Origin of the sequence: Sphingomonas sp. 66-10, assembly GCF_001897045.1 — a bacterium.
Taxonomy (GTDB): domain Bacteria; phylum Pseudomonadota; class Alphaproteobacteria; order Sphingomonadales; family Sphingomonadaceae; genus Sphingomonas; species Sphingomonas lycopersici.
In genome coordinates this window covers 43,958-55,667 of the sequence record NZ_MKRR01000158.1, presented here as the reverse complement: position 1 = coordinate 55,667, position 11,710 = coordinate 43,958, and the positions used below count along the sequence as shown (strand labels likewise).

General features: G+C 67.4%; 8 protein-coding genes. 7 read left to right on the top strand and 1 reads right to left on the bottom strand.

Annotated elements, in window-relative coordinates:
- The 5 genes from BGN95_RS24440 to BGN95_RS24420 all read left to right on the top strand — a co-directional run.
- On the top strand, nucleotides 1–282 hold a 282-nt coding region (locus BGN95_RS24440), incomplete at its 5' end, for an FAD-dependent oxidoreductase (RefSeq protein ID WP_286774319.1).
- Nucleotides 279–980 (top strand): DUF2059 domain-containing protein, encoded by a 702-nt coding sequence (locus BGN95_RS24435; protein ID WP_286774318.1) that lies wholly within the window; start codon nucleotides 279–281, stop codon nucleotides 978–980. The genes BGN95_RS24440 and BGN95_RS24435, both read left to right, overlap by 4 nt.
- Nucleotides 981–1,006: 26 nt before the next feature.
- Nucleotides 1,007–5,536, top strand: coding sequence for a glutamate synthase large subunit (gene gltB / locus BGN95_RS24430; protein WP_286774317.1), 4,530 nt, complete (start codon nucleotides 1,007–1,009; stop codon nucleotides 5,534–5,536).
- 263 nt (nucleotides 5,537–5,799) lie between these two features.
- The gene (locus BGN95_RS24425) at nucleotides 5,800–6,471 is read left to right on the top strand and encodes a glutathione S-transferase family protein (RefSeq protein WP_179513769.1); all 672 of its coding nucleotides are present in this window, start codon (nucleotides 5,800–5,802) and stop codon (nucleotides 6,469–6,471) included.
- On the top strand, nucleotides 6,471–6,842 hold the full coding sequence (locus BGN95_RS24420) for a tRNA-binding protein (protein ID WP_265313374.1): 372 nt from the start codon (nucleotides 6,471–6,473) through the stop codon (nucleotides 6,840–6,842). The genes BGN95_RS24425 and BGN95_RS24420 overlap by 1 nt, the downstream gene beginning before the upstream one ends.
- Before the next feature lie 124 nt (nucleotides 6,843–6,966).
- Here the strand turns inward: BGN95_RS24420 and pepN are convergent, their stop codons facing one another.
- Nucleotides 6,967–9,558 carry an aminopeptidase N gene (gene pepN, locus BGN95_RS24415; RefSeq protein ID WP_286774316.1) on the bottom strand — a complete coding sequence of 864 codons (2,592 nt, stop codon included), beginning with the start codon at nucleotides 9,556–9,558 and terminating at the stop codon, nucleotides 6,967–6,969.
- Nucleotides 9,559–9,638: 80 nt separating this feature from the next.
- On the opposite strand from pepN, the gene BGN95_RS24410 reads away from it, so the two are divergent.
- Together BGN95_RS24410 and BGN95_RS24405 are read left to right on the top strand one after the other, a co-directional pair.
- Entirely contained in the window at nucleotides 9,639–11,273 is a 1,635-nt protein-coding gene (locus BGN95_RS24410; protein ID WP_286774315.1) for a M28 family peptidase, read from the top strand.
- 1 nt (nucleotide 11,274) lies between these two features.
- Nucleotides 11,275–11,710: Rossmann-fold NAD(P)-binding domain-containing protein (locus BGN95_RS24405; RefSeq protein ID WP_502688348.1), on the top strand; the 436-nt coding region annotated here is incomplete at its 3' end.

Sequence of the window (11,710 nt, the reverse complement as noted above, 5' to 3'; positions counted from 1 at the left end):
GAACTGTCCTTCCCCGCCGACCTGGTGATCAAGGCGCTGGGCTTCGATGCCGAGGAACTGCCGCGGCTGTGGGATGCGCCCGAACTGGGGGTAACGCGCTGGGGCACCTTGCTGGTCGACGGCAAGACGCTGATGACCAGCCTCGACGGCGTGTTCGCCGCGGGCGATATCGTGCGGGGCGCGAGCCTCGTGGTGTGGGCGATCCGCGACGGGCGCGATGTCGCCGAGCAGATGCATAAGTGGCTCAAGGCCAAGGCCGCGAGCGAACGGGTGGCGGCATGATGCTGCGTCATGCGCTGTGCGCGGCCGCGCTGTTCGCCGCCCCCACGCCGTTGCTTGCCGAGCCGGTGACCGAGGCACCGGCCGCGCTTCCGGCACCCGATCCCGCGCGTCTTGTCGCGGCGCGGCCGGTTATCGACGCGCTGTGGCCGCTCGGCACCTATGCCCGCGTCATGCATGCGACGATGGATCAGGTCGTGCAGGGCACGATGATGCGGATGTTCGACATGAAGCCGCACGAATTCGCCAAGAACATGGGGCTCCCGGCCGACGCGAGCAAAGCGAAGGACGTCCACCCGGACGAAACGCTTGGGCAGGCGGCGGATCGCGCCGATCCCTATTTCCGCGAGCGGATGCGCATCACGATGAAGGTGATGGGCGACGAGATGGCCACGTTGATGACCGAGATCGAGCCCGAGGTTCGCGATGCCCTCACCGCGTCCTATGCCCGGCGCTTCTCGGTGGCTGAACTCGGTGACCTCCAGCGTTTCTTCGCGACGCCCACCGGCAAGGCTTATGCCTCTGATTCGATGCTGCTGATGATGGGGCCGGATATGGTCAACGCGATGCAGGCATTCGTACCGAAGATGATGCAGGCGATGCCGAAGATCATGGCTCATGTCGCCGATGCGACCAAACATCTCCCGCCCCCGCCGAAAAAGACGTCAACCGACGCCGCGACCGGAAAGGACGCGAAGTGACCCAGGATCGCACGGAGGCCCCCGTCATGGCCCGCACGCTCGAAGAACAGCGCACCCACCTTGCCACGCACGGCATGTACCGCCCCGAGCTCGAATCCGATGCCTGCGGCGTCGGCCTCGTCGCCGCGACCGATGGGCGGCCGTCGCGCCGCGTCGTCCAGTCGGCGATCGATGCATTGAAGGCGGTGTGGCATCGCGGCGCGGTCGATGCCGACGGCAAGACCGGCGACGGCGCGGGGATCCACGTCGATCTGCCGATCCGCTTCTTCGACGATGCGATCGCGGCGAGCGGGCACAAGGTGCTCCACAACCGGCTCGCGGTCGGCATGATATTCCTGCCGCGCACCGATCTCGGCGCGCAGGAAACCTGCCGCACGATCGTCGAGAGCGCGATCATCGAGGCGGGCTATACGATCTACGGCTGGCGCCAGGTGCCGGTCGACGTCAGCGTGATCGGGCGCAAGGCGCAGGAAACCCGCCCCGAGATCGAACAGATCATGATCGCCGGGCCGCTGCCCGAAGAGGTCGACGCGGCCGAATTCGAGAAGAACCTCTATCTCGTCCGCCGGCGGATCGAGAAGCGCGTGATCGCGGCGCAGATCCAGGGCTTCTACATCTGCTCGCTCTCGTGCCGCTCGATCGTCTACAAGGGGCTGTTCCTCGCCGAGAGCCTGTCGGTGTTCTACCCGGACCTGACCGACAAGCGCTTCGAGAGCCGCGTCGCGATCTTCCACCAGCGTTATTCGACCAACACCTTCCCGCAATGGTGGTTGGCGCAGCCGTTCCGCTGCCTCGCGCACAACGGCGAGATCAACACGATCCGCGGCAACAAGAACTGGATGCTGAGCCACGAGATCCGCATGGCCTCGATCGCGTTCGGCGAGCATTCGGAGGATATCAAGCCGGTGATCCCGGCGGGCGCGAGCGACACCGCCGCGCTCGATGCGACCTTCGAGGCGATCTGCCGCTCGGGCCGCGATGCGCCAACCGCGAAGCTGATGCTGGTGCCCGAGGCGTGGCGCAACAGCGGCGACGAGGATGTGCCGCCTGCACATGCCGCGATGTACCAATATCTCGCCAGCGTGATGGAGCCGTGGGACGGCCCGGCGGCGCTGGCGATGACCGACGGCCGCTGGGCGGTCGCCGGGATGGACCGCAACGCGCTGCGTCCGCTGCGTTATACCGAGACCGCCGACGGGCTGCTGATCGTCGGATCGGAAAGCGGGATGGTCGTCGTGCCCGAATCGACGATCATCGCCAAGGGCCGGCTCGGGCCGGGGCAGATGATCGCGGTCGATCTCGCCGAGGGGCGCGTGTTCCACGATCGCGAGATCAAGGACCGCATCGCCGGCGAGCAGGATTATGCCGCGATGATCGGCAATTTCGCGACGCTCGACGATCTTCCGCCGGCGCCGGCGGGGACCGTGCCGCGCTACGACCGCGCCGAGCTGGCGCGGCGGCAGGTCGCGGCAGGGCAGACGCTCGAGGATATGGAACTGATCCTCGCGCCGATGGTCGAGACCGGCAAGGAAGCGATCGGCTCGATGGGCGACGATACGCCGCTTGCGGTGATCTCGGACAAGCCGCGATTGCTCAGCCATTTCTTCCGGCAGAATTTCTCGCAGGTCACCAACCCGCCGATCGACAGCTTGCGCGAACGTTATGTGATGTCGCTCAAGACGCGCTTCGGCAATCTCGCCAACATCCTCGATACCGAGGATCGGCGCGAGCGCGTGCTGGTGATGGATTCGCCGGTGCTCACCTCGGCGATGTGGGGCGGGCTCAAGGCACATTTCGGCAATTCGGCGGCGGAGATCGACTGCACCTTCGAGGCGGCGGGCGATGCCGAGCGGCTGCGCGCCGCGATCCAGCGCATCCGCAACCAGGCCGAGCAGGCGGTGCGCGAGGGCAAGAGCGAATTGTTCCTCACCGACGAGCATATCGGCCCCGATCGCGTCGCGATCCCCGGCGTGCTCGCGGCGGCGGCGGTGCATACGCATCTCGTGCGGCGCGGGCTTCGTTCCTATGCCTCGATCAACGTCCGCGCGGCGGAATGCCTCGACACGCATTATTATGCGGTGCTGATCGGGGTCGGCGCGACGACGGTGAACGCCTATCTGGCGGAGGCGGCGATCGCCGATCGCCACGCGCGCGGGCTGTTCGGCGACCTCGCGATCGAACAATGCCTCGAGCGGCATCGCACCGCGATCGAGGAAGGGCTGCTCAAGATCATGTCGAAGATGGGGATCGCGGTGATCTCCAGCTATCGCGGCGGCTATAATTTCGAGGCGGTGGGCCTCAGCCGCGCGCTGGTCAACGATCTGTTCCCGGGGATGCCGGCGAAGATCTCGGGCGAGGGCTATGCCTCGCTCCATATCAACGCGACCGAGCGGCACGAGGCGGCGTTCGATCCGGCAGTGGTCAACCTGCCGATCGGCGGCTTCTATCGCCAGCGCCACACCGGCGAGGCGCATGCCTATTCGGCGCAGCTGATGCATCTGTTGCAGACCTCGGTCGCGACCGACAGCTACACCACCTATCTGCAATTCGCGCGCGGGGTGGCCGATCTGCCGCCGATCTATCTGCGCGATCTGCTACAGTTCAACTTCCCCGGCGAGGGCATCCCGGTCGATCAGGTCGAGCCGATCACCGAGATCCGCAAGCGCTTCGTGACGCCGGGGATGTCGCTGGGCGCGCTCAGCCCCGAGGCGCACGAGACGCTGGCGATCGCGATGAACCGCATCGGCGCCAAAGCGGTGTCGGGCGAGGGCGGCGAGGACAAGGCGCGCTACACGCCTTATGCCAACGGCGACAACGCCAATTCGGTGATCAAGCAGATCGCCAGCGGGCGGTTCGGCGTCACGGCAGAATATCTCAACGCCTGCGAGGAGATCGAGATCAAGGTAGCGCAGGGCGCCAAGCCCGGCGAGGGCGGCCAGCTCCCCGGCTTCAAGGTCACCGAATTCATCGCGAAGTTGCGCCACGCAACTCCGGGGGTGACGCTGATCTCGCCGCCGCCGCATCACGATATCTATTCGATCGAGGATCTGGCGCAGCTGATCTACGATCTGAAGCAGATCAATCCGCGCGCGCGGGTCTGCGTCAAGCTCGTCTCGTCGGCCGGGATCGGCACGGTGGCGGCGGGCGTCGCCAAGGCGCACGCCGACGTGATCCTCGTCTCGGGGCACGTCGGCGGCACCGGCGCCTCCCCGCAGACCAGCATCAAATATGCCGGCACCCCGTGGGAAATGGGGCTGAGCGAGGTCAATCAGGTGCTGACGCTCAACGGGCTGCGCGGCCGCGTCAAGCTGCGCACCGACGGCGGGCTCAAGACCGGGCGCGACATCGTGATCGCCGCGATCCTCGGCGCGGAGGAATTCGGCATCGGCACGCTCTCGCTGGTCGCGATGGGCTGCATCATGGTGCGGCAATGCCATTCGAACACCTGCCCCGTCGGCGTCTGCACGCAGGACGACAAGCTGCGGCAGAAGTTCGTCGGGACGCCGGAAAAGGTCATCAACCTGATGACCTTCATCGCCGAGGAGGTGCGCGACATCCTCGCCCGGCTCGGCGTGCGCAGCCTCGACGAGGTGATCGGGCGCACCGAATTGCTCCGCCAGGTGAGCCGTGGCGCCGAGCATCTCGACGATCTCGACTTGAACCCGATACTCGCCAAGGTCGATGCCGACGACGACCAGCGTCGTTTCAGCCTCAAGACCTTCCGCAACGAAGTGCCCGACAGCCTCGATGCGCAGATCATCAAGGATGCGGCGGCGGTCTTCTCGCGCGGCGAGAAGATGCAGCTCACTTATTCGGTGCGCAACACGCATCGCGCGGTGGGCACGCGGTTGTCGAGCGAGATCACCGCGCGCTTCGGGATGGACACGCTCGCCGACGGCCACGTCACGATCCGGCTGCGCGGCTCGGCCGGGCAGAGCCTCGGCGCGTTCCTCGTCAAGGGCGTCAAGCTCGAGGTGTTCGGCGATGCCAATGATTATGTCGGCAAGGGCCTGTCCGGCGGGGTGATCGTGGTGCGCCCGGCGGTGTCGTCGCCGCTCGCCAGCCAGAACAACACGATCATCGGCAATACCGTGCTCTACGGCGCGACCGCCGGGCGGCTCTATGCCGCCGGGCAGGCCGGGGAGCGTTTCGCGGTGCGCAATTCGGGCGCGACCGTGGTGGTCGAAGGCTGCGGCGCCAACGGCTGCGAATATATGACCGGCGGCACCGCGGTGGTGCTCGGCGAGGTCGGCGCCAATTTCGGCGCCGGCATGACCGGCGGGATGGCGTTCGTCTACGATCCCAACGGCAGCTTCGCGCGCCGCGCCAACCCGGAAAGCATCACCTGGCAGAGGCTCTCGGCGCTGCATTGGGAAAGCGTGCTGCAGAATCTGATCCGCGAACATGCCGAGGTGACCGACAGCAAATGGTCGCGCGCGATCCTCGAGGATTGGGAGCGCGAGGCCGGGCATTTCTGGCAGGTCGTGCCGAAGGAGATGCTCACCCGCCTCTCCCACCCGCTCGACGACAGCGAGGCGCTGGAGGCGGCGGAGTAGGAAATAGCGTCCACCCCGGCGCAGGCCGGGGTCCAGTATCGGGCCGCTCGTTGCTGGACCCCGGCCTTCGCCGGGGTGGACATTGCTTGTGTCCCCGCGAAGGCGGGGACCCAGAGGCCAAGAGCGGCGGGGTTGGTGTTCTCGTCCGCTGGGTTCCCGCTTTCGCGGAAACACATGATATTCCAGATGCGATCGGCGCTTATTGAGCTTTCCGGCGCAACCGCCGTTGCCGCATCGCCGCCACCCGGCTTATGGGTGGCGGCATGTGGCAGCTCTATCACTTCACCTTGTGCCCGTTCACGCGGAAGGTCCGCGCGCTGCTCAACGAGAAGGACGTCGGCTATGAGCTGGTGCCCGAGGAGCCCTGGGCGCGGCGCGACGAATTCTTCGACATGAACCCCGCCGGGCAGACCCCGGTGATGGCCGATCCGACGCGCAATATCCTGCTGATCGATTCGATGGCGATCGCAGAATATTTCGAGGAGACGGTCGACAAGGCGCAGATGATCAACGGCACCGCGGCGAACCGCGCCGAGATCCGCCGGCTGGTCACCTGGTTCGACGCGCATTTCTACCGCGACGTCACCGGCCCCTTGCTCCAGGAGCGGATGATCAAGCGCCTCGTCCACCGCGCGTCGCCCGATGCGTCGCGGCTGCGCGAGGCGATGAAATCGGCGATCGGGCATCTCGATTATATCGATTTCCTGCTCGATCACCGCAAATGGATGGCGGGCGCGACGATCAGCCTCGCCGATCTCGCCGCCGCGGCGCAGATTTCGGTCGCCGATTATCTCGGCGGGATCGACTGGAGCGGGCATACCCACGCCAAGGCCTGGTATTCCGCCTTCAAGAGCCGCCGCAGCTTCCGTCCCCTGCTCGCCGAGCGGATGCGCGGGATCGAGCCGCCGTCTTATTACGAGAACCCGGATTTCTGATGCACGTCACGCATGACCCGGCGGCCGAGGCCGCCGCGACGATCTCCTTCGACGATTTCCTCAAGGTCGATATCCGCGTCGGCACGATCATCGCCGCCGAGCCCTTCCCCGAGGCGCGCAAACCCGCGTTCAAGCTGACGATCGATTTCGGTCCGACGATCGGGGTGAAGAAATCCTCGGCGCAGATCACCGAACATTATGCGCTGGAGACGCTGGTCGGGCGGCAGGTGGTGGCGGTGGTCAACTTCCCGCCGCGCCAGATCGGCAAGATGATGAGCGAGGTGCTGACGCTCGGGCTGCCCGATGCGGACGGCAAGGTGGTGCTGCTCGCGCCAAGCGAAGCGGTGCCGAATGGCGGGCGGTTGTTCTGATCCACACCGTCACCCCGGCCTTGAGCCGGGGTCCATCGGGAGGCAGGCGCGGAGCAAGAGGTTCTGATCGCTGTGCTTGCGGCACAATGGACCCCGGCTCAAGGCCGGGGTGACGGAGGGAGCGCTACCCCTCCAGACTCTTCGACGCCTGTTCGAACAGATCCTTCGACAATTCCGGCACCGCGACGATCCGCTCCAGCTCGGCGCGCATCAGCCCCGCGCGCCGCGTATCAAACCGCCGCCAGCGGCCGAGCGGCGGGAGCAGTTTCGCCGCGGTCTGCGGGTTGATCCGGTCGAGCGCGATCAGCTGATCGGCAAGGAAGCGATAGCCGCGCCCGTCGATCGCGTTGAACGCGCGCTGGTTGGCGCCGAACGCCCCGATCAGGCTGCGCGCGCGATTGGGGTTGGCGAGCGTGAAATCGGGATGCGCGGCGAGCGCCGCCACCGCACTCGGGGTATCGTCGCGGGTCGACAGCGCTTGGGTCTGGAACCATTTGTCGAGCACCAGCGGATTGTCGGCATAGCGATTGTAGAAGATGTCGAGCGCCGCGGCGCGCTCGTCCCAGTCGCCGTTGACCAGGGTGGTCAGCGCGGCTTGCCGGTCGGTCATATTGTCGGCGCGCTCGAACTGGCGGAACGCGAGCGGCGCGATATCCGCCGCGCCGCTCGCGGCGATATAGCCGAGCGCGACATTGCGCAGCCGGCGCAATCCCTTCGCCGCCGGATTATAGGCATAGGGCCGCCCGTCGCCCTCGTCATAGGCGGCGCGCCATTGCGCGGCGAGCGCGGTGCCGAGATCGCGGCGCAGCGCCTCGCGCGCGGCGAAGATCGCGTCGGGATCGACCGTGACGAGCTGATCGCCGATGAAGCTTTCCGACGGCAGCAGCACCGCCTCCGCGACGAAGGCGCGGTCGAGCGTTGCGTCGCCGAGCGTATTGGCCACCGCATCGATCACCGCGCGATGATCCGCGCGCCCCTCCACCGTCGCGGCGACGAGCGTGTCGAGCATCAATTGCTGCATCGCCTCATAGCGCGCGAAGGGATCGTCGTCGTGCGCCGAAAGGAAGGCAAGATCGGTCGCCGGGCGATCGCTCTCGATGATCACCGGCGCTGAGAAACCGCGGTTGATCGACAGCACCGGGCGCTCGGCCAGCCCTTCGAAGGTGATCGATTCCGACAATGTGTCGAACAGCACGAGCCGTTCGGGGGTCAGCGGCCGCCCGGTCTCCGCGCCGAACAATTTGACCTTGAGCGGCAGCACCATCGGCTGCTTGTCGGGCTGGCCGGGGGTCGGCGGGACATGCTGCGCGAGCCGCAGGGTCGCGCGGCCGCCATTGTCGCTGATGCTCGCCGAAACGCGCGGGGTGCCGGCCTGCGAATACCATAAGCGGAAACGCGACAGATCGACCTCGCCCGCCTCCTCCATGCACGCGACGAAATCCTCGCACGTCGCGGCGGTGCCGTCGAACCGCGAAAAATAGAGATCGGTCGCGGCGCGGAATTTCGCCGGGCCGAGGATCGTCGCCATCATGCGGATCAGCTCGGCGCCCTTGTTGTAGATCGTCGCGGTGTAGAAATTGGAGATTTCGATATAGCTTTCGGGGCGCACCGGATGCGCCAGCGGCCCCGAATCCTCGGGGAACTGGCTCGCGCGAAGCCCGCGCACATCCTCGATCCTTTTCACCGCCGCCGATCCCTGATCGGCCGAGAAGCTCTGGTCGCGATAGACGGTGAAGCCCTCCTTCAACGAGAGCTGGAACCAGTCGCGGCAGGTGACGCGATTGCCCGACCAATTGTGGAAATATTCGTGCGCCACCACCGCGGCGATCGCGTCATAATCGTAGTCGGTCGCAGTATCGGGGTCGGCAAGGATGTAGCGGCTGTTGAAGATATTGAGCCCCTTGTTCTCCATCGCGCCGAAATTGAAATCGTCGACCGCGACGATGTTGAACACGTCGAGATCATATTCGCGGCCATAGACGCGCTCGTCCCACGCCATCGCCGCCTTCAGCGCATCGAGCGCATGATCGGTGCGCGGCAGATCGGCGCGCCGCACCCAGATGCCCAGCGCCACCTCGCGCCCCGATTGCGTGACGAAGGTGCCGCGGTTGACCGCCAGATCGCCCGCGACCAGCGCGAACAGGTAAGTCGGTTTCGGGAACGGATCGTGCCACTCGGACCAATGCCGTCCGCCGGGCAGGTCGCCCGACGCGACCGGATCGCCGTTCGCCAGCAGCACCGGGAAGCGTGCCTTGTCCGCGGTCATCCGCACGCGATAGCGCGCGAGCACATCGGGGCGATCGGGGAAGTAAGTGATGCGGCGGAAGCCTTCGGCCTCGCATTGCGTGCAGAGGTTCCCCCCCGAGGCGTAGAGCCCCATCAGCTGGGTGTTGCGCTCGGGCGCGATCTCCACCTCGGTCTCGACGACATGCCTGCCGCCGGCGAGCGGGACGATCAGGTCCTCGCCGTCGAGCCGCCAGTCGTTGACCGCAACGCCGTCGACCAGCACCGCTAGCGGCGCCTGCCCCGCGCCGTTGAGCCGCAGCGGCGCATCGTGCGCGCCGCGCCGCGTCACCTCGAGCCGCGCTTTCACGCGGGTCCGCTCGGGGTCGAGATCGAAATCGAGCGCGACCTCGGGCACCAGCCACTCGGGCGGGCTATAATCCTCGCGTCGGGTGACGTGAGGCTGGGCGAGGGCGGTCTGGGCGTCGATCATAAGGGAAATATAGCCGGCGCCCGCGCGGGTTCCATCGAAACCTTGCGCCCGTGGCAACGTGTGTTACGCCGACGGCACTCATGAAGACGCTTCTCCCGCCGGCCCGCGCGAGCCTGATCGCGCTCCTCGCCCTCTCCGCCCCGCTCGCCGCCCAAGACACCGCCCCCGATCCGGCGACGGTCAACGCCGCGATCAACGCGCCGCTGCCGGCCGATCAGGCGGCGATCAAGGCGCATGTCATGTTCCTCGCCTCGGACGCGATGAAGGGGCGCGAGGCGGGCAGCGGCGAATATGACATTGCCGCGCAATATGTCGCGTCGCGCTTCTACGCCGCCGGGTTACGCCCGGGGGGAGGCGCCGGGGGCTATCTGCAGGCGGTGCCTTTGGTGCGCTACCGCACCAGCGGGGAGAGCCGCGCCTCGCTTGGCGGCCGCACGCTCGTCGCCGGGACCGATTATGTCCCGTTGGCCGATCCGCGCCGCGCCAAGGTGTCGCTCGACGCGCCTTTGGTGTTCGCCGGCTATGGCGTGCCCGACGATCTTGCGCGGCTCGACGTCAAGGGCAAGATCGTCGCGTTGCTGCCGGGCGCGCCGCACGATCTCAATGCCGAGCAGCGCGCCTATCTCGGCAGCATCGATACCAAGGCCGAAGCGGCGGCGGCGCGCGGCGCGGTCGCCGTGATCCAGCTCGTCACGCCGGGGAGTGAGCGCACCACCCCCTTCGCCCGGGTCGCCGAGCGCAGCGCCCGCCCGCGGATGACCTGGGCCGAGGCCGACGGCAGCGGCCACGCCGACGCGCCGATCCCGGTCGTCGCGACGTTCAGCGAGGCCGGCGCCGCGAAATTGTTCGCGGGCACGCGCATTTCCTGGGCGGCGCTGGTCAAGGAAGCCAAGCGTCCGGTGCCGCGCTACGCCGCGCAGCCGCTCCCCGCACGGCTGACGATCGACACCGCGAGCGCCTTCGAGGCGGCGCGTTCGTCCAATGTCATCGGCGTGCTGCCCGGCAGCGACGCGGCGCTGGCGAAAGAGGTCGTCGTGCTCTCCGCGCATCTTGACCATATCGGGGTCACCGCGCCCGACGCGCGCGGCGATACGATCAACAATGGCGCGCTCGACGATGCGATCGGCATCGCCAGCCTGATCGAGGAGGCGAAGCGTTTCCACGAACGCGCGCCACGCCGCACCGTGATGTTCGTCGCCTTTACCGCCGAGGAGAAGGGACTGATCGGCAGCGACTATTTCACCGCGCATCTGCCCGCGACGGGCACAATCGTCGCCGACGTCAATCTCGATATGCCGATCCTCACCTATCGCTTCGAGGATATGGTCGCGTTCGGCGGCGATCGTTCGACGCTCGGCCCGGTGATCGGGCGTGCGCTGGCCGGGATCGGGGTGACGCTGTCGCCCGATCCGATGCCGGGCGAGGCGATCTTCGTGCGGTCGGACCATTTCAATTTCGTCCGCCGCGGCATTCCGGCGGTGTTCCTGTGGCCGGGGCCGAAGGGGCCGGGCAAGGCGGCGACCGACGACTTCATGAACAAGCATTATCACCGCCCGTCGGACGATCTGACCCAGCCGATCCTGTGGGATCAGGCGGTGCGCTTCGTCGACGCCAATTACCGCATCGCGCGCGAGATCGCCGACGCCGACACGCGCCCGCTGTGGAACCGGGGCGATTATTTCGCCGGGCTGTTCGACGGGCCGATGGCGCCATGAGATGACGCGGCTGTTCGTCTTCGGTCTCGGCTACGCCGCGCGCGCGATCACCGCGGCGAGCGGCGCGCCCACACTGGGGACGACACGCGACGGGCGCGACGGGACGATCCGCTTCGACGATGCGGATGCGGTGCGCGCCGGGATGGCGACGGCGACGCATGTGCTATCCTCCGTCCCGCCCGACGAGAGCGGTGCCGACCCGGTGCTGACGCGATATCGCGAGCTGCTCGGCGGGCGCTGGCTCGGCTATCTCTCCTCGACCGGGGTCTATGGCGACACCGGCGGCGCATGGGTCGACGAGACCGCGCCGGTCGGCGGCGGGCGGCGCGCGGCGCGCACAGGGGCGGATGCCGCGTGGCTGGCGATCGGCGCGCGGGTGTTCCGCCTCCCCGGTATCTACGGGCCGGGGCGGTCGCCGCTTGACCGGCTGCGTGCCG

What these genes read in the sequence shown, in the direction of transcription:
- BGN95_RS24435 (WP_286774318.1), top strand. Translation starts at nt 279, where the DNA reads ATGATGCTGCGTCATGCGCTGTGCGCGGCCGCGCTGTTCGCCGCCCCC.
- gltB (WP_286774317.1), top strand. Translation starts at nt 1,007, where the DNA reads ATGGCCCGCACGCTCGAAGAACAGCGCACCCACCTTGCCACGCACGGC.
- BGN95_RS24425 (WP_179513769.1), top strand. Translation starts at nt 5,800, where the DNA reads ATGTGGCAGCTCTATCACTTCACCTTGTGCCCGTTCACGCGGAAGGTC.
- BGN95_RS24420 (WP_265313374.1), top strand. Translation starts at nt 6,471, where the DNA reads ATGCACGTCACGCATGACCCGGCGGCCGAGGCCGCCGCGACGATCTCC.
- pepN (WP_286774316.1), bottom strand. Translation starts at nt 9,558, where the DNA reads ATGATCGACGCCCAGACCGCCCTCGCCCAGCCTCACGTCACCCGACGC.
- BGN95_RS24410 (WP_286774315.1), top strand. Translation starts at nt 9,639, where the DNA reads ATGAAGACGCTTCTCCCGCCGGCCCGCGCGAGCCTGATCGCGCTCCTC.